Raw genomic sequence first — 18,330 nt, forward strand, 5'->3', positions numbered from 1 at the left:
TTCCACGGCGGGAAAATCGTCGTTACTCTCCACCGCAGGAAGAGTGGTACAGACCAACGTTGCCGCGGGTTGTTCACCATCGGTGCCCGTGACACGCCGTACGGGAAACGGAGTTGAGTGATGGCGAAGTCCTCGGGATCGGTGACGCCTCCTTCGCGTCAGGGGAAGGAGCGTGCCCGTTTCGACTGGGCCGGTCTGCGCGCCGATCTGCGAGGCGCGGTACCGGACGCCTCACTGGCCCTGGTGGCCACCCTGTTGATCTACTGGCTGCTCTACGTCCGCGTGGAGAACGGGACATCGGCGACCGTCGAACTCATGCCGGACATGGCGGACGCCGGCGAGTACTGGATGTACTGGATGTGCCAGGCGTTCGGCTGGTCGGCGATGCTGTGGGCCTACGGGACCTTGATATTCGGGCTGATGCGCTCAGGGCCGAGACCCCGCTGGGGCTGGCTGCCCGCGGCGCGGCTGGAGAAGTGGCACCGCACCACGAGCCTGACCACCATCGGTCTGATGTTCATGCACGCGCTGTTCTTCTTCACCGACCAGGTCAAGACCAACCAGGATCAGTGGTCTTTCGGACGCAGCGTGTGGACCGCGTTCGTCGACGTCTTCGTCCCCGGTGGATACGCGACCGGCACCGGCCGCGTCGCCATCCTCATCGGCCTGCTGGCGATGTACCTGGCCATCCCGCTGGGTCTCGCCTTCTACCTGCGGCACCGGACCGGTTCGCGCATGTGGCTGGCCCTGCACCGCTTCGTCATCGTGGTCTACATCCTCAGCGCCTGGCACACCCTGCTCTACAGCAGCCAGGCGTGGTTCGACGGCCCCTTCCGCACCATGGTGTGGGCCTTGCAGATCCCGATCGCCGTCCTGCTCCTGGCCCGTCTGATGGCACCGGCCCGTCCGGGCGAACGCCTGCGGCTGCGCGGCCCCCGGCGCCGCGACGTCGCGCTGCCGATCAGCGCGCGGCTGCTCGGCAGGATCGTGGTGGTGGCCACGATCCTGGGGCTGGTGGCGGTCATCGTCACCGGTGTGGACGGCGGGCGGTCACCCAAGGACGGCTCTCTGGTGCCGTGGCCGCACAAGTGGGTGATCTGGGCGGGTCTGGTGCTGTTCACCCTGGCCATCGTCGCTGTGGTTCTCAGGCTCCGGCCCCGGGCCGGTGCGGCAAAGCCCGCAGCCCCCGCGGAGGAGCAGGCGACCGACACGGTCGACCGGGTCTGACGTCGCGTCGGCATTCTCCGCCGGACGCATGGCGAATTCGGAGAGTTGGGGCCGAAGGTTTCCGTTCCAGGGAGCCGGAGATTCCCTGGAACGACTCCCGTGAATTCACCGAAAAGGGATTCCCGAAGAATTACTGGGCTCCGCCGGCTCCTTTGCGATCCTGTCCCTCAGCTCCATGGCCGACTTCAGGCACGCGCCCGTCCGAAGTCGCCGGGAACCCGACGAGCCTCGCCGACGACTTCTCAGGCAGGGATTGGGCTGTTCGAACTGGGGAGACGGCAACGCGTGGACGCGAAGACGCCCGGTCCTGGGCCGGCTGCCGATGACCACGTCGACACCGCCCTCCTCGGCGGACAGCTCCTCGGCAGCGCCAAGACCGACGAGTGGTACGCCGGATTGGTCAAGGACGTGGGCAACCCGATGTCGATCGGCGAATATACGGACCTCGACCGCGAAGCGCTCCTCGGCCTCCAGACGCAGGCCATCCTCATGTCTGGATTCGGCGAGGGATTTGACGACGTCAGCAACGCTCGCTCCGCTGGGCTGCCGGGGGTGAGCGTGTCGAACCGGATGGAAGAACACGCCCTGGCCTCGGCAGAGTGGATCAAGATGATCGCGGCCTTCTACAACGCCGAAGACGGTGCGAACGCCGAGTTCGGGACCACCAAGTCCAAGTTCGACAAGGTCGTCTCCACAGTCTCCGGCAAGGTCGACGGCCGTGACGCCGGATACCTCTGCGTCTCGGCAGAGCGTGGCTGCGAGTTCATCTACGGACACGGCAAGGACACCCTCGTAGGCCGTCTGCTACCAGCCGCGCGGGCGTTCAGGGCGTCACCTACGGTGGAGCGAGAGCGTCAGCACGGCAGCCTGATCGTACGGGATGAAGCAGGACTCAGCAGGACTCAGAGGGATGAAAACGGGGTTAAATGTCCGATTCTCCGGCGTTCCCGCAGGTCGGAGAGGTAACGGTTTCGGGTTCGACTCCCCTGGGCTCCACCGTATCGAGAGGGCTTCTGACCTGCGGAAACGCGAGTCGGGAGCCCTCTCCGTGTTGATCCGTCCAAGAAGTGCCGCCGGACGGTCGCCATCAGGTCGTCCTGGCTGACGTAGGTACCGCCGCCGACGGAACCGCGCCCCCGGTGAAGGCGGGACGCGGTTCCGTCGGCGCCGGCTGTGTCGTGGGACGCGAGGGCGACTACCAGGCGGCGATTACCAGACGAGGGCGTCCGCCGGGTTGTCCTGCCAGTACGTGACCTGGGCGGAGCTGTTGAAGAAGACACCGCCGTTCGGCAGCGTCAGGGTCTTCTCCTTGCCGGTCGCGTTGCCCTTCTTGTCGGAGAAGAGCACGCCCAGGGTCTTCGCGTTGCCGCCCCCCTCGCCGTCAGGGGAGGACGTCGTGATGCCCGCGTACGCGGACTGGCCGGGCTCAAGCGTCACCACGGCCTGCGGCGTGGTCTCCTCGGCCCACCACAGCGGGGCCTGGGCGTCGGCGCCGGCCCTCAGGTAGGGGGCGGAGTAGGCGTAGCAGGGCTGGGTGCCGGTGTTGGTGGCCTTGAGGAGCAGGTGGTTGATCGGGCGGGACACCTCGCTGACGGTCAACTGGGTGTTCGCCGGGGTGCAGGTGACGACGGCCGCCTTCGTGGCGGCGGAGGCGGTCTGCCCGGCGGCCTGGAGGCCGACGAACGCGAGCGCCGCGGCGACGACCATGGAGGAGGCGGCCGCGCGGGAGGCGGAACGAGTGGCGATACGCATGAATGGACTGCTTTCTCTGAACATCCGGAAGGCGTTTCTTCCGGTGGTGAACTGTGTCGTTCGGTCGGCCCTGTCCTGTCCCGGCCGTGCCGCGTGGCGTGCGGGTGGCACGCCGGAAACGCGGGCCGGGAAAGCGGGGTTGAGCGGGCCGATCACTGTGTCGGCACCGTGCTTAGATGACCCGAGCCTGCGCCGTGGGGCGTCCCATCCGCCATTCCATCGGGAATTTCGGGACGCTGGGATATGCCAACTGGGTCTGACCAGGCCGAACATGACCTTCCTGGGATGTCGAACGGAATGGAGGACCGGTGGGTGCGGCTGAGGAGATCGCTGATTTCGCGGCGCTGCTGCGCGAGTTGAAGCAGCGGTCCGGGCTGAGTTACGAGGCTGTGGCGAAGCGGGCGCACATGAGCACCTCGACGCTGCACCGGTACTGCAAGGGGGAAGGAGTACCGGCCGACAACGCGGCCGTCTCCCGCTTCGCCCGGGTGTGCAGGGCGACCCCGGAGGAACTGGTCGAGTTGCACCGGCGCTGGGTCCTGGCGGACGCGGCACGGGAACGCGCCCGGCGGGCCGCGGCGGACCCGGACCCGGACCCGGAACCGGACTCCGCGGACCGGGCCGGAGCGTCCACTTCCGGAGCGTCCATCCCCGGAGCGTCCACCCCCGGCTCGGACCCGGAACCGCCCTCCGCGCAGGCCCGCACGGACCAACCGTCGCCGGAGGCGGCTGTCCCCGCTCGCCGCATGCCGGCGTTCCTCCGGAGCGCCCGCCGGCGGTGGGCCCTGATCGCGGCGGGCACCGCCGTCGCCGTCGCCGTCTCCACCGCGCTCACGGTCGGCCCGAAGGACCGGGGGACGGACCTGGCGGACACCGGCCGGCCGGCCGACACGGGGGCCTCCTCCGCCCCGCCCCCATCGGCGTCCGTGTCCTCCTCCGTACGCCCCTCCACACGTACGAGCCTCTCCCCGTCCCCCACCTCGCCCCTGGCCCCGGCCCCCGGAACGTCCGAAGCCGAGCCGTCGGCACGCGGCACGGACACCTCGGCGCACAGCCCCGCCCGGGGCGGCGAGGCGGTCCCGTTGACGGTGAGCACCCGCACGTATGCCTGGGACGACCCGCAGTGCGAGGGGGAGTACCTGATCAACCGGCCTCCCGGTGAGGTCTCGCCGCCGGTGATGGGGCAGGACGTGCCGGGCTGGGTGGCGGCGCACAGCGCCATCGCCGCCGACACACAGCGAGTGGCGCTGACCGTCCAGGGCACCGGGGACGCGACCGTCGTCATCGAGTCCCTGCACGTCCGGGTGGTCGACTCGACCGCGCCCCCGGCCTGGAACGCGTACCTGGGGGCGTCGGGCTGCGGCGGAGGCGTGGAGACGAGGTCGTTCGACACGGATCTCGACGCCGCCCACCCCGCCATCGCTCCGAAGGCAGGCCAGCGCGGTGTTCCCTACAAGGTCAGCCAGTCCGATCCCGAGGTGCTGTACATCACCGCCCATGCCCGTGCCCACGATGTGAAGTGGTACGTGGAGTTGCAGTGGTCCAGCGGCGGCCGTCAGGGAACCACGCGGATCGACGACCACGGAAAACCGTTCCGCACCAGCGGCAGTCGGGGCCGTCCCGTCTACGAGTTCCTGCTCGGCGGCACCGAGTGGTTCAGGGTGGCGGAGAACTGATGCTCGCCACGGTTCCTCACGGTGTGGCCAGGGCTTCCGTCGGGGGAGCCGGGCAGCCGGGCAGCACGGAACGCGGGGTAGAGGCCGGCCAGGATCTGGGACTCGGCCAGGAACTGGGTGCGGATGTGGCCCCGGCGGCCGCCCAGTGCGCGGCGCAGGCCGATCTCGGCCCGTCGTTCCAGGACGGAGATGACCATGGTGTTGGCCACGCCGACGCCGCCGACCAGCAGGGCGACCCCGCCCAGGCCGAGCATGAGGCCGGTGAACGCCTGGTCCGTGGCGCCTTTCGCGGCGAGCGCGTCCGAGGGGCGGGAGACCGTGACCTCGGTCGGGGCCTCGGGGGTTGGCGGTGGCGGCGAGAACGTCGCGTACGGCGGGGACGGCGGAGTCCAACTCGGGTGCGAGCGGTACCGGATGGAGGCGAGGGTGTGCCGCAGTTCGGTGTGACCGGAGGTGGAGATACCGACGACACCGATCATGGCGGCGATGCCGATGGCGATGCCGAGCGCGGAGAGGAACACCCGCATCGGGCGGGCGCGCAGGCCACCGGCACCGGTGCGTACGACGTCGCGGGGGCTCAGACGGCCGGTCCTCAGCATGTCTGCGCCACCCTTTCGGCGGCCGTGTCCCGGACGATCCGACCGTCTCGTACCTGCACTTGACGGGGGAGCGACGCGGCGATCTCGCGGTCGTGGGTGATGACGACGACGGTGGTGCCGCAGGCCTTCCGGCGACCGCCGTCCTTCCGGCGACCTCCGTCCTTCCGGCGGCGGGCACGAAGGGCACGGGTGCTGGGCCCCTCGCGAGGGTGGGCACAACCCCCGTGCGCGGACTCCGGGCGGCCGGTCGATCGACGCGGCACCGACGCATGAATACGCCACCGCCACCGCCACCGCCACCGCCACCGCCACCGCCGGGCCCCGGTCGCCCCTGGCGGAGGGGAACCGGGACCCGGCGGAAGGGTTGCCGTGCCGCTGCCGGGTGTCGGCCGAGGGCTCTTCCTGCCTCAGCCCGACCGGAACGGTGGTACCGGACCTGGCCTACACGCGGTCGGCCGCGATCAGGAGGTACTGGAAGGAGCCGTCCTTGTAGGAGTTGATGAAGGCTTCCTCGATACCGGTGACCAGTGAGGAGGTCGCCCGCAGCTCCCAGTAGGGCAGGGTCGCGGGAGTGAGGTCGACGACGGCCTGGGGGACGAGGCGGTTGTCGGCCATGGCGCGGAGGTATTCCCGGCGGGAGTGGATGTTGCACTCGAAGTGCGCGTTGATCTGGGAGACCCACTTCGACGGCTGGCCGTACCGCGGGTTCCAGCAGCCGGTGATGGTCACGTACCGGCCGCCGGTCGCGAGGACGCGGGAGTGCTCGGCGAAGAGGTCGTCCAGGTCGACGTACATGGACGACTCGTTGTTCCACGAGGCCGCGGCCTGCCCGGTCTCGAAGGGGGTGCCGAGCATGTTGCAGACGCGGGCCCGGACGTGGTCGTCGATGCCGAGTTCGCGGGCGCGCCGGTTGGCGAAGTCGGCCTGCTTGGCCGACAGGGTGACGCCCTCGACCGTGCAGCCGAAGCGCTGATGGGCCATCACCATCGAGCCGCCGCGGCCACAGCCTGCGTCCACGAGGGTGGCGTCGCGGTCGACGGTGCCGAGGTGGTCCAGGAGGAGTTCGGCCTGTGCCGACTCCAGGCGGTGGAGTTCGGCGATCAGCTTCTTCTCGTACGCGCTGCTCTCGGGGTCGCCGAGGGCGTCGTGGTCGACGTCCCCGATGCCGTAGTGGTGGTGGTAAAGGCCGTCGACATCGCCGAGCCGCAGGTTGACGGGCCTCGCCTCGCCGTCCCAGTAGCGGGCGATGTCCCCCTGATAGGGCGTCGCCGGGGAGGGGATGAAGACGGAGGAGCCGGCGGTGGTGAGTTCGGTGCTGGTCACAGGTGAATCCATTCTTCTTACCAGAAGTCGGGCAGGCTGTAGCGGTAGGTGTTGGTCTGGTGCCAGTGGTGGTTGCCGTCGACCCACGCGGCCACTCCCCGCAGGAAGCGCTGCACGCTCGGGACGGGGCAGGCGGCGGCGAAGGCCGCGGCGGCGGTCTCGAAGTCGCGCATCAGCTCGTTGTGGACCTCGACGGCCTTGAGGTAGGCCTCGCGGTCGCAGGTGTTCTCGCGTTCGGCGATCACCACCGGCAGGTTCAGGTGGCGGCCGGGGGACGCGAGCTCCTTCGTGTATGAGTACAGGTCGTTCACGATGGTGGTGGCGTTCGAGGCCAGCGCGATGACCCGCTGCATGGCGGGCTGGGCGTGCAGGTCGGCGGGGAGTTCGTAGCCGCCGACGGTGTCCGTGATGGTGGGGCAGGGGCGGAAGTTGTTGAACTGGCGCATCGCCAGGTACTCCCAGACCTCGGGGACGTGGTCCTGCTCGGCCCAGGCGGCCTCGGCGAGGTATCCCATGTGCAGCCGGGCCATGTCGTGCCGGTACCGGTCGGCCTGGGAGGGGCCGGCCTCCTGGAGGAAGTACTCCATGGCGGAGCGGTAGGCGCGTCGCGGCGCGTCCGAATGGAGCGACCTCGCCCACTGCGGCTGGTACTCCGCCGTCGTGTGCAGGGGGTCGAGGGTGGTGTGCGCCAGCAGAAGGCGTCCGCCGAGGCCGACGGGCGAGCCTCCGTGGTCCTCGCAGTAGCAGTCGTCCACCGCGTTCTCGGCGACCATCAGGCGCGTGGCGAGCATCAGATGGTCGACGGTGGGGGCGTCCGGGTGGCAGGCGACCATGTAGCGCCCCACGGAGAAGCCGTCGAACTGGTCCTCCCAGTCCTCGGGGAACAGGTCGACCTCGTCCACGGCCCAGGCCTTGATCCGGCGGCTGACCTCTTCCACCCGTACGGGGTCGGGCGCCGCCACCGGGTGGTGGTAGAGGCCCGGGATCGGGCTGCCTTCCTCCGGTGAGGAGGGGAGTGCGGAGGAGGAGAGTGCGGGTGGAGGCGCCGGTGGCGCCTCGCGCGGGGCGAAGCGCAGGCTCGCCGTACCGAGGCCGCTGGGGCCGCCCAGGATCCGTCGCAGGTCGGCGGCGGGGACGTCCACGGCGGGCGGGGCGGGTAAGGGGGACACCGGGGGCTGGGTGTCGGCCGCGGCCTGGAGGGCGCGGGCGGCGTCGGCGAGGACGTACGCCCCGAAGTGGGAAGCGGCCGTGGGCAGGCTCGATCGCACGGGGGAGAGCTCAGGGTCGGGCATCCATGGCTCCTTGACTGCGGGCGTGTGGGGGGAGGGGGCGGGGCTTTTCGGGCATGCTCGGCCGGCCCGCCCCGGAGGGGGCGGGTGGCGGGGCCGGGGAGGGAGACCCGAACGAGAGGCTCTAGTCGTGCTTGCCGGCGATCTGCACGTTCTCCAGCACGCCGAGCGCGTCGGGTACGAGGACGGCGGCGGAGTAATAGGTGGTGACCAGGTAGGAGATGATCGACTTCTCGTCGATCCCCATGAACCGCACCGACAGGCCCGGCTCGTACTCCTCCTGCAGCCCCGTCTGGCGCAGACCGATGACGCCCTGGTTGTCCTCGCCGGTGCGCATGACGAGGATCGAGGTGGTCTTCTCCTTGGTGATGGGGATCTTGCCGCAGGGCAGGATCGGGACACCTCGCCAGGCCGGGACCTGCTGGCCGCCGAGGTCGACATGGGTCGGGTAGAGGCCGCGGCGGTTGAACTCGCGCCCGATCGCCGCGATCGCCTTGGGGTGGGCGAGGAAGAACTTGGAGCCGCGGCGGCGGCAGAGCAGTTCGTCGAGGTCGTCCGGGCTGGGCCGGCCGGCGTGGGTCTGGATGCGCTGCTTGAAGGCGGCGTTGTGGAGCAGACCGAACTCCCGGTTGTTGATCAGCTCGTACTCCTGGCGCTCGCGCAGCGCCTCGATGGTGAGCCTGAGCTGCTCCTCGGTCTGGTTCATCGGCCCGTTGTAGAGGTCGGCGACCCTCGTGTGGACCCGTAGAACGGTCTGGGCGAGGGAGAGTTCGTACTCGCGCGGCTTCAGTTCGTAGTCGACGAACGCGCCGGGCAGTGCGGGCTCCCCGGTGTGGCCGGCCGACATGGCGATCTCGGCCTCGCCGTGACGATTCTGCCGTTGCAGGGGGAGCGAGCTGAACCGCTCGACATGGGCCTGGAGGCCCGGCGCCGCGGACATCACGGCGGCGAAGTCGGCGCGGGACAGGGTGAGCAGGGTGCCGGCGGTCTCGGCGGTGGCGGTGGACTCCCACCGGGCGTCCGCGTCCAGCAGGGCGTTCTCGCCGAACCGTTCGCCGTCGGCGAGTACGGCGACGGCGACGTCCTCGCCGTACTTGCCGGGGGCGCTCTGGCTGACGCGGCCGTGGGCGATCAGATGGATCCGCTCGGCGGGCGTGCCGTGCTCGGCCAGCGTCTCGCCGGCCCGGAAGTCGCGCTGGACGCACCGTCCGGCGAGCGCGGTCAGTACCTCCAGGTCCCCGTAGCCCCGCAGCAGGGCCAGTTCGCCGAGTTCGCGGGGGATCACCCGGACGACGGCGCCGTCCTGGACGAACTCCACGCGCCCGTCGCCGACGGTGTAGCTCAGCCGGCGGTTCACCCGGTAGGCGCCGCCCTTGGTCTCCACCCACGGGAGCATCCGCAGCAGCCAGCGGGAGGAGATCTCCTGCATCTGCGGGGCGGACTTGGTCGTGGTGGCGAGGTTGCGGGCCGCCGCCGTGCCCAGGCTGGACTGCCGGGGCAGTTCCAGAGGTGCTTCCTGGCCGGTTTCAACAGTCATCGGGCGCGCTCTCCTTCGTGAAGGCGGTGGCCGACGGGGCTGCGCGGCACCGGGAAAGAGGGAAGGGGAAAGGGGTGAACATCCGGGAATCCGTCGAGATGCCAGGGAACAGTAACGGCCGGTGCACCCGGTTGGTCCAGAAAAACCGGTGGCGTTAACTCGATGCGATGATCATTCCGGGGAAAGGTTTAACCCGGATGGTTATCGGTATTCGGGCGTGCGCGGCACGTTGCCGCCGCGCCGCGACCTGCCCCGCGGAGCCCAACGACCACGGGGCCGTCCGCTACTGCCCCCCTGCCCCGGTGAGACCCACCAGCGACAGCGTGAGACCCCTCGCGGCAGCGTGAACCCCGTCATGCGCCGTACCGCACCAGCCGTACCGGTCCGAAGAGGCCCGTACGCACCTGGCCCGCGGTGACGGCCCTCGTCGGGGACGCGTCGTCCAGGTAGCCCGCGAGGGTGGAGCGGACCGTGATCTCCAGGTCGTTCTCGCCGGGGCGCAGGGCGGCGGTGATCTCGGTGCGCCAGGGGCCCCAGACGAGTTGGTCGACCAGCACGCCGTTGACCACCACATCGGCCGTGCCGCGTACCTCGCCCAGGTCGAGCACCACCCGCCCGCCGGGCGGTGCGTGGAAGACCGTACGGTGGCGGACCTCGCCGCCCAGGGCGCGCAGCCCGAGGTCCTCCCAGGCCACCAGCTCCGCCGGGGCCTCGGTGACCTCGGCCTCGATCGCCGCGTCCAGGAGGGCGCCGCCGCTGCGGCCGTCCGTCGCCGTGATCCGCAGCAGGACCTCCGTCCCGGCGGGCAGCGGGGCGGGGAAGCGGACCCGGCCGTCCGCCGCCGGGTGGTAGGTGCCGTCCGCGGCCGTCACCACCACGGCCAGGCCGGTCGGGATGCGCAGCGCTGTCGTCCCCAGCGGCGCGGGGAAGCGGAGCCATTCGGTCCGGGGGCGGTCCGATGCCGTGGAACGGGGCACCAGCGGCAGGACGACACCGTCCTGCGCCGCCCCCGGCTCCAGCCAGCTCGCGCCCGGCAGCGGATGCGGCCTGACCCGGGCGCAGAGGAAGCGCGGGTCGCGCGGGTGGTGCCGGCGTGGCGCGGCCGCGTCCCAGCCCGGTCCGCTGAGCACGTCCAGGCAGCGGGAATCCACCGTCGCCGCCCCGCCCTCGCCCAGCCGCAGCGTCAGCGTGTTCTCCCCCGGGTGCAGCACCGTACGCAGGTCGTAGGGGTGCACCCGGACCTCGCGGTGCCCCGGGTACGGGTTGAAGTCGCCCTGGCGGCCCACCTCGACGCCGTTGACCAGCACCGTGCAGGCGCCCTCGCAGCCGACCAGGATCTCCGCGTCGTCCGGCACCTCCGCCAGCCGGAAGGTACGGGTCGGTTCCGCACCGGTCAGCCACTCCGGCCTGCGGTAGGCGGCGGGGTCGGTGACCACGGCGAAGGAGGCCCGCAGCGGCCCGTCGCGCTCGGCCGTGAACTCGATCTCCAGCTCGACCGTACGCCCCGCCGTGTGCGCGGGCAGGAGGCTGAAGGACTGGTACCCCGCGCCCTCCGCGGGCAGTTCGGCGCCGTCGACCCGTACCCGCCGCGCGGCGCCCGACCCCACGGCGAGATACCGCTCCGCCCCGTCCCCGGCGGGTCCGGGCAGCCCGATCCGGGTGCGTACGGCGACGGTCCCGCCCCTGGGCACCTGGCGCCAGTCGAGGAACTCCTCCGGTACGTACCCCTTGGGGCCCAGCGGGCCCTGGTGCACCGGGTCCTTGTGGATGCCGCGCGAGAGCGACCACCGGGCGGGCCGCCACGTGGAGTCGGGGTCGCGGACCTCGGCGAACGGGCCGTAACCGGCGACCACCGGCTGCCAGCCGGCCGCCACCGCGGCACCGTCCCCGGAGGTGTCCCCGTACGGAGCGCCGTCGGCCCGGTGTTCCAGGCGCCAGACCTCCACGGGCAGGACGCCCGTCCGGTCGGCGGCGGCCAGATCGCCGTACGTGTTGTCCAGCGTCGAGCGGGCCCGCGCCCGCCACGGCCCCTCGACCGTGGTGTGGCCCACGGGCTCGCCCAGCGGCTCCCGGGTGGCGTCGGGCAGCTCCGCGCCGAGCACGAGCAGGGTCACGGGACCGTCCGCGAAGTCCGTGTCCACCGTCCAGAAGGCCCCGTCGCCCTCGTCGGCCACCGTCAGCTCCGTACGCGCCCCCGTCCTCGGGTCCCAGCGCTGCGCCCGCAGCGGCGGCAGGCCCTCGACCGTGATCCGCGCGCGCCGGTCGCCCGGCGGCACGAAGACATAGCCGTCCTCCCGCAACTGGCGCCAGTACTCGTCCCAGGGGAAGCCCGCGTCCGCCCAGTCGTGCCGGTCCAGCCCCTCCAGACGCACCATCGGCGCCTTCGTACCGCTGATCTCGTCGTGCGCGGCGAGTATCACCACCCAGGTGTCCCCGAGCCGCCGCAGCAGATACGGCACATCCGTCCGCACCCGTACGGGCCCCGCCGCCAGCGCGCCCGGCACCTCCTGCGGGGAGCCGACCCGTACCGCGAGACCGGCCAGCGCCGGGCCCACCGGGCTCCGGCCGACGCGGACCACCCGGCCGCCCGCCCGCGCGAACTCCGCGAGGACCGACTCCGTCGCCCCGTCGACGAGCGCGGCGTCCGGGATCACCACGTTGCGGTACGTCTCGTGGCCGATCCGCAGCCCCCCGTCGGCGGTGACCGTGCCGCCCGCGACGGTCGCCTCGTCCAGCGTGTCGTGGTCGGTCCCGGCCCGCTCCAGCACCCCGCGGCGCTCCGCGAACCAGGCGCTCACCCCGTTCAGTTCGTGGTACGCGGCGACCGCGCGCCGCGCGGGCGGCAGCGGTCCCTCCAGCGTCAGATAGGCCTGCGCGGTGCTGGTCGGGGTGAGCAGCACCGTGTCGCACACATGCGTACCGGCCGACAGCACCGAGCAGAGCCGGGTCACCGCCCCGGCGAACTGGTGGTACGAGGGCCAGTACGGCTGACGCCAGCAGGTGGACGGCGGGGCCCACTCCCACCAGCCGCCGGCCGTCGAGTAGTACACGGCGTGCGGATCGTAGAGGTTGGCGCCCCGGCGCAGAAAGGGCGCGAGCCAGTCGTACGTCTCCTCCAGGGTGCCGCCCCAGCCGGAGGAGTGGAACGCCTCGATCCAGGTACGCGGACCGCCGTGCGCGTGCGCCAGCGAGCTGTGCGCCTTCGGGTCGCCCCAGTGGTCGCTGCCGGGCGCCCCGTACCCCTGGTGGGTGCCCAGGTAGTCGCCGTACAGCAGCACCCCGCCCACCGGGTCGCCCTCCCGCGCCGGGGACGCCTGGTCGAAGCCGCAGAGCAGCCCCCGTTCGGCGAACCAGTCGTCCAGCGGGTCGAAGAACGCCCGGCGCGCCAGCGTGGCCCGGTGCGCGTGATAGTCCCGGCGCACCCGTGCCGCGTCCCGGCTCGCGGCCCCGAGATACCGGGCGCCCCCGGCGCTCCGGTCGCCCGCGAACAGCGCGGAGCGCAGCGGCAGCAGGTCGTATCCGTACGCCTTCTCGAATGTGGCCGCGAAGTCCCGCCCCCAGGTCGGCATCGGCGGCAGCTCGTCCTGGAAGAACCCGGGGATGACCGTGCCGAACCAGCGCCCCACCTGGCGCTCCAGCTCGCCGTGCACCTGGTCGAGCAGCGCCGCGCACGCCTCGGCGCCGAAGTAGTCGAAGCCGCTGACCCGCTCCTCGATCACCCCGTCGGCCCCCCGGTGCAGGGCGAGCCCGGCGAACTCGGGGCGTACGGCGGTCAGCCGGCCCTGGAAATTGGCGCCGGAGAAGCCGATCTGGTCGTACATCCACAGGTGGAAGCCCAGCTCCCGCGCGTCCTCGCAGGCGCCGTCCAGCAGCTCGATCCACCGCGGGCTGAGGAAGGGCGGATCGTCGGCGAGCGAGCCGAACATCGGCCCCGTCGGCGCCAGACACATCACCACGGCCTGCCGCACGCCCTGCGAGACCAGCTCCGTCATCTGCCGCCGCAGCCCCTGCCGCGTGACCTTCGCACCGCTCCACCACCAGATCGGCAGCGGGGTGTACTCCGCGCCGGGATCGGTGAACCGGGCCAGGAGCTCGCCCGCACCGGCGCTCACGCCGGTGCCCGCACCCTCGGTCCTGCCCCGTTCCTGGATCATGTCCGCATTCCTGCCCATGCTCATGCCGTGGCACGCTCCGCCTCGATCATCTCCAGCGTCTTGCCGGAGGTATCGGGCATGAAGAAGTACCCGACCACCCCGCTGATCAGCAGGAACACCGAGAGCAGACCACCCACGACGCCGAGCCCGACCTGCGCGAGCGTCGGTACGAAGAAGCTCCAGACGCCGAGGCACATACGCGCCACCCCGAAGGTGAAGCCCTGCGCCGTGCCGCGCAGCATGGTGGGGAACAGCTCCTGGCTGAAGACCTTGTAGAACGCCTCGCCCGCCAGCGCGCCGCCCGCGCTGAACAGCACGATGTTGATGACGATCACCGGGATCGTGAAGGGCAGGAAGAGGAAGAGCGCGTACGCCACGATCTGCGCCACGGAGCCGATCGCCCACATAAGCCTGCGGGTCGCGTGCGTCCCGTCGGCGTGCCGCATGAACACCAGCACCGTCACCGCGATGCTGATCACGAAGCCCCCGCACGACAGCGCCACGCCCGCCGCCTGTCCCCCGGCGTGCAGCGTCTTGACGAAGTACGGCGTGAAGATGCCCGCCGTCCCGGCCGCCAGCCCCCAGAAGACGTAGATGCTCCCCGTCCACACCAGCGCCCGCAGATGGGCGCCGGAGAACAGGTCCCGCAGGCCGTGGCGCGCCGTCGTCCCGGCCGCCGCCGCGGCGGCCGACGCGGCCTGCCAGCGCGGCGACTCCGTGAGCCCCTGGCGCAGGGCCCAGGTGACCAGGGCGACGACGAGCAGATGGAGGAAGACGATCCGGATGCCCAGCAGACCCAGCGGGGCGAGCACCAGGGCGAGCACCAGGACCACCACGGGCCCCACCGACCACGCCACCTGGGTGAAACCGAGCAGCTTGCCGCGCGACTTCGGCGGCGAGAACTCGCCGACCAGCGCCAGCGAGGTGGGCACGTCCGCGCCGACCGCGACGCCGATGACGAAGACCCCGAGGAAGAGCATCACGGAGTCGAAGGACAGTGCGACACAGAGCACGCCCACCGCGTACACCAGCAGGTCGTACTTGTAGATGCGCTTACGGCCCAGACGGTCGCCCAGCCGGCCGCCGATGAATGCCCCGATCGCACAGCCGATCGCGTTCGGACCGATCGCGGCGAGCGCGCCCACCACTGTGCTGTTCAGATGCAGATACGACTGGAACAGGGCGAGTCCGGCGCCGAGAGCCACGATGGATCCCGCGTCCAAGTAGGACGCCATACCAGCAAGGACGGACCATCTCCACTGCTGGGAGCTGATCTCCTCCCGGCCGGTGGCCTCACTCGTGGCGGCGCCGACGGTCCGCTGGGCCATGGCTGGTCCTCCTACACGCCGTTGTGCCGAGGGATTGTGCTGCGCCGGGGGATTTCGGGGCCCGGTTGGACCGTACGAGTGGTGTTCATCCGAAGAACTGCGCAGCGGCGGCGTAGCTCCTCGGAATCTCAGGATGCGTACACATCATGAGGAAGGTATGTAGATCGACCCGACCGAAAGCGCAACTCGAAGCACATCCGAACCCCCATCCGAGTCCCCACCCGAATCCCCATCCGAAGCACTCATCCGAAAGTGAGGGGTCATGGCCGCCTTCAAGGTCAAGAAACTGTGGACCGTCTTCCTCACCGCGTTCTTCGCGGTGCTCGCCTCCCTGGGGCTCACCACCCCGGCCGCCGCCACCACCGTCGCCGGCGCCGCGCAGCCCACCGACCGGGCCGCCGACCGCCCGGCGCCGGCGCCCGCCGCCGCGCACCGCGCCGCCGTGGCCCTACCGGCGCCCAGGGCGACCCTGCCCAGGGCCCTGCCCCGGGCCCGCTCCCTGCCGCCCACGATCAAGCAGCGCATCCGCGCCGAGGCGCACGGCTCGTCACCGTCGGTCCGTCACCTGCCCGCCCTCACCACCACCCTTCCGGGCGATGACGACGACGGCACTCACGCCGCCGACGCGGCCCTCGTCGCGGCGTGAGGCGCCCGCACGCCCCTCGCGGCGCTCACGGTTGCGGCTCCCACGGTTGCGGCGGTCACGATTCCGGCTCCCACGGTTGCGGCGGTCACGTTCAGGGGCGGTCGCCCCGGTTCCGGTCCCGCTCCGCCGCCTCGGCCTCCGTCTCGGCCTGCTTCGCCTGCACCTCGGGATCGAGCGGATCGACCACATGGCTACCGGTCAGAGGACTGCCGTCCACCGACGTCAGCGGAGCACGCTCCGAGACCTCCGTAGCGGCCGGCGGCTCCACCAGCCAGTCCGGATTCGCCTGCTTGTCCCACCACTTCCACGCCACGAAGGCCCCACCGGCCACCACACCGAGGACCGCGAGGCCCTTGGCGACCCGGCCGACCCTGGCCCGCCGCTCGTGCTTGCGCACCAGCTTCTGGATCTCCTTCGCCGTGACCTGTCCGCGCAGGGCGGCCAGCGCCGCCGTCGAACGCGCCGCTGCCTGCTCCGCCACCGGCTGTGCCGTCGCCACCGCCTGCCCGACCCGCGGCACCGTGTAGTCCGCCGCCTGACGGGCGGCCCTGCGGGTGCGTACGGCGGCACGGTGAGCCGCGTCATCGATCTTTGGGGGTACACGAGGCGCCACATGGGCGCCGTACTGAACACGAGCCTGTTCGGCTGCCTTTGACATCGTCGGCGCGAGCCGTACCCGCGCCTCGCGGGCGTAGAGGGCCGCTTGCTCCTTGGCCAGAGTGGCCTGCTCCTTTGCCGTGTCGGCGTAAGGGGCCACCACTTCCGCGGCGTGCTGCACGCTCTCCTTGGCCGAACCAGTAGCGGCGCGCACGCTGTCCATGCGGGTCACAGGATCATCCTCCTCGGTGGCGTTCCGTATTTCGCCTATCCACCCTTTTCGAGATCATGCCTGCCGGTGACGATCCCGGCATGCGTTACGGGCATCCGTGTCATCCCGGACGTCCGTCCTTCCGGCATGTCCGCCGCTCCTTCCTCCGGCCTCACCTCCCCCTGGCCGTGCGAGGATCGGGAGCGTCAGCGACGACTCACGGAAGGCACATCGTGGCCGAGCAGCTTTACGCCACCCTCAGGACCAGCCAGGGCGACATCGAGCTGCGGCTCCTGCCGTACCACGCGCCCAAGACGGTCAAGAACTTCGTCGAACTCGCCCAGGGCGAGCGCGAGTGGACCGATCCCGCGACCGGCAGGAAGAGGACGGACCCGCTGTACGACGGCACCGTCTTCCACCGGGTGATGAAGGGCTTCATGATCCAGGGCGGGGACCCGCTGGGCAACGGCACCGGCGGCCCCGGGTACGAGTTCGCCGACGAGTTCCACCCCGAACTGGCCTTCGACAAGCCGTACCTGCTGGCCATGGCCAACGCGGGACCGGGCACCAACGGCTCGCAGTTCTTCATCACCGTCTCGCCGACCGGCTGGCTGAACCGTAAGCACACCATCTTCGGCGAGGTCGGCAACGCCGCGAGCAAGAAGGTCGTCGACGCGATCATCACCGTTCCGACCAACCCGGGCACCGACCGCCCGCTCCAGGACGTCGTGATCGAGTCGGTCGTCGTCGAGACCCGCTGACCTCGATCCTCGGACACAGCCGTCGCTGACCGGTTCCCGCCATCCGGGAACCTTCCCGCCCCGCCCGTCCGTAGTGGTTACGACCAGGTCATTACCTACCGGACGGGCGGGGCGGCGCGCTGCGTACCGCCCGCCGAAACGAAGCCCGCCGCCACGAAGACCGAGGGGACCCGATGGACCACCCGCCAGGAGGCCACGGAGGCCAGGACCAGCCCGCCGTCACCCAGGGCCCGCCGAGCTGCTACCGCCACCCCGGCCGGGAGACGGGCATAAGCTGCACGCGCTGCGAGCGGCCCATCTGCCCCGAGTGCATGATCAGCGCCTCCGTCGGATTCCAGTGCCCCGACTGCGTCAGACAGGGCTCCGGTACGGGGCACGGCGCCACCGCCAACCAGCCGCGCACCCTCGCGGGCGGCACGATCGCCGCCGACCCCCGGCTGCTCACCAAGATCCTGCTCGGCATCAATGTCGCCGTCTTCGTCGCCGTCCTCGCCGTGGGCGACCACGACCGGCTCGCGATCGACCTCGGGCTCATCGGCACCGCCTTCGACGACGGCCATTTCGTCGGGGTCGCGAACGGCGAGTGGTACCGGCTGGTCACCTCGATGTTCCTGCACGAAGAGGTGTGGCACATCGCCTTCAACATGCTGGGCCTGTGGTGGCTCGGCGGTCCGCTGGAAGCCGCGCTCGGCCGTGGCCGCTATCTGGCGCTCTACCTGCTCTCCGGACTGGCCGGCAGCGCCCTCACGTATCTGATCGCCGCGCCCAACCAGCTCTCGCTGGGTGCGTCCGGCGCCATCTTCGGGCTGCTCGGCGCCACCGCCGTCCTGATGCGCCGGCTCAACTACGACATGCGGCCGGTCCTGGCCCTGCTGGCGCTGAACCTGCTCTTCACCTTCACCTGGAGCGGCATCGCCTGGCAGGCGCATGTCGGCGGCCTGGTGGCGGGCGTCGCGATCGCCATAGGCATGGTCCACGCGCCCCGGGCGCACCGGACGCTGGTGCAGTACGGGACGTGCGGGCTGGTGCTGCTGGCGACGATCGGGATCATCGTGGCCAGGACGCTGCAGCTCACCTGAAGAGCGTCCGGGACGCCTCGTGGGACGGACCTGTGGCCACGTTGTCCACAGAGTGTGCCGGATCTTGTGCATCCTGTGGGGAACATGCGTGCCCCTTGTCGCCGGTATGGGTTTGACCAGCGGAGACAAGGGGCGATCACATCATCGGAGG

Annotated in this window: 13 protein-coding genes and 2 pseudogenes; 6 read left to right on the forward strand and 9 right to left on the reverse strand. The window is 71.1% G+C overall.

Going from position 1 to position 18,330, the window contains the following annotated elements; all coding sequences use genetic code 11:
* Nucleotides 1-120: 120 nt before the first annotated feature.
* Both ACIBJC_RS25765 and ACIBJC_RS25770 read left to right on the forward strand, forming a co-directional pair.
* Complete coding sequence (locus ACIBJC_RS25765) at nucleotides 121-1,227, forward strand: ferric reductase-like transmembrane domain-containing protein (protein WP_399296295.1); 1,107 nt, start codon at nucleotides 121-123, stop codon at nucleotides 1,225-1,227.
* 285 nt (nucleotides 1,228-1,512) lie between these two features.
* On the forward strand, nucleotides 1,513-2,193 hold the full coding sequence (locus tag ACIBJC_RS25770) for an ABC transporter substrate-binding protein (RefSeq protein ID WP_399296297.1): 681 nt from the start codon (nucleotides 1,513-1,515) through the stop codon (nucleotides 2,191-2,193).
* A gap of 243 nt (nucleotides 2,194-2,436) precedes the next feature.
* On the opposite strand, the gene ACIBJC_RS25775 is transcribed toward ACIBJC_RS25770, so the two are convergent.
* The gene (locus tag ACIBJC_RS25775; RefSeq protein ID WP_399296299.1) at nucleotides 2,437-2,979 is read right to left on the reverse strand and encodes a DUF4232 domain-containing protein; all 543 of its coding nucleotides are present in this window, start codon (nucleotides 2,977-2,979) and stop codon (nucleotides 2,437-2,439) included.
* Nucleotides 2,980-3,287: 308 nt separating this feature from the next.
* Here ACIBJC_RS25775 and ACIBJC_RS25780 point away from each other — a divergent pair, with 308 nt between their 5' ends.
* Nucleotides 3,288-4,655, forward strand: a complete 1,368-nt coding sequence (locus tag ACIBJC_RS25780) for a helix-turn-helix domain-containing protein (RefSeq protein WP_399296301.1) — start codon at nucleotides 3,288-3,290, stop codon at nucleotides 4,653-4,655.
* Nucleotides 4,656-4,735: 80 nt separating this feature from the next.
* Here ACIBJC_RS25780 and ACIBJC_RS25785 read toward each other — a convergent pair.
* The 7 genes and pseudogenes from ACIBJC_RS25785 to ACIBJC_RS25815 form a co-directional block, all read right to left on the reverse strand.
* Nucleotides 4,736-5,075: pseudogene (locus ACIBJC_RS25785) on the reverse strand (ABC transporter permease); the annotation flags it as partial.
* Between the two features lie 172 nt (nucleotides 5,076-5,247).
* A pseudogene (locus ACIBJC_RS25790) lies at nucleotides 5,248-5,373 on the reverse strand (ABC transporter ATP-binding protein); the annotation flags it as partial.
* A gap of 322 nt (nucleotides 5,374-5,695) precedes the next feature.
* Nucleotides 5,696-6,577, reverse strand: coding sequence for a geranyl diphosphate 2-C-methyltransferase (locus tag ACIBJC_RS25795; protein WP_399296303.1), 882 nt, complete (start codon nucleotides 6,575-6,577; stop codon nucleotides 5,696-5,698).
* A gap of 17 nt (nucleotides 6,578-6,594) precedes the next feature.
* Nucleotides 6,595-7,869 (reverse strand): family 2 encapsulin nanocompartment cargo protein terpene cyclase, encoded by a 1,275-nt coding sequence (locus ACIBJC_RS25800; RefSeq protein WP_399296305.1) that lies wholly within the window; start codon nucleotides 7,867-7,869, stop codon nucleotides 6,595-6,597.
* Nucleotides 7,870-7,990: 121 nt separating this feature from the next.
* Nucleotides 7,991-9,403 (reverse strand): family 2B encapsulin nanocompartment shell protein, encoded by a 1,413-nt coding sequence (locus tag ACIBJC_RS25805; protein ID WP_399296307.1) that lies wholly within the window; start codon nucleotides 9,401-9,403, stop codon nucleotides 7,991-7,993.
* Nucleotides 9,404-9,756: 353 nt separating this feature from the next.
* Complete coding sequence (locus tag ACIBJC_RS25810; RefSeq protein WP_399296309.1) at nucleotides 9,757-13,557, reverse strand: hypothetical protein; 3,801 nt, start codon at nucleotides 13,555-13,557, stop codon at nucleotides 9,757-9,759.
* Between the two features lie 20 nt (nucleotides 13,558-13,577).
* The gene (locus ACIBJC_RS25815; RefSeq protein WP_399296311.1) at nucleotides 13,578-14,885 is read right to left on the reverse strand and encodes an MFS transporter; all 1,308 of its coding nucleotides are present in this window, start codon (nucleotides 14,883-14,885) and stop codon (nucleotides 13,578-13,580) included.
* 262 nt (nucleotides 14,886-15,147) lie between these two features.
* Between ACIBJC_RS25815 and ACIBJC_RS25820 the strand changes: the two genes are divergently transcribed.
* A complete protein-coding gene (locus ACIBJC_RS25820; RefSeq protein WP_399296313.1) occupies nucleotides 15,148-15,531 on the forward strand; it encodes a DUF6344 domain-containing protein in 384 nt (127 codons plus the stop codon).
* 91 nt (nucleotides 15,532-15,622) lie between these two features.
* Here ACIBJC_RS25820 and ACIBJC_RS25825 read toward each other — a convergent pair whose 3' ends face one another.
* Entirely contained in the window at nucleotides 15,623-16,360 is a 738-nt protein-coding gene (locus tag ACIBJC_RS25825) for a DUF5324 family protein (protein WP_399296315.1), read from the reverse strand.
* A gap of 212 nt (nucleotides 16,361-16,572) precedes the next feature.
* On the opposite strand from ACIBJC_RS25825, the gene ACIBJC_RS25830 reads away from it, so the two are divergent.
* Both ACIBJC_RS25830 and ACIBJC_RS25835 read left to right on the forward strand, forming a co-directional pair.
* Nucleotides 16,573-17,100, forward strand: a complete 528-nt coding sequence (locus ACIBJC_RS25830) for a peptidylprolyl isomerase (RefSeq protein WP_399296317.1) — start codon at nucleotides 16,573-16,575, stop codon at nucleotides 17,098-17,100.
* Nucleotides 17,101-17,273: 173 nt separating this feature from the next.
* Nucleotides 17,274-18,179 carry a rhomboid family intramembrane serine protease gene (locus ACIBJC_RS25835; protein WP_399296318.1) on the forward strand — a complete coding sequence of 302 codons (906 nt, stop codon included), beginning with the start codon at nucleotides 17,274-17,276 and terminating at the stop codon, nucleotides 18,177-18,179.
* Nucleotides 18,180-18,330: the final 151 nt, after the last annotated feature.

The sequence above is a fragment of the Streptomyces sp. NPDC050509 genome (genome assembly GCF_044457965.1).
Classification (GTDB): Bacteria; Actinomycetota; Actinomycetes; order Streptomycetales; family Streptomycetaceae; genus Streptomyces.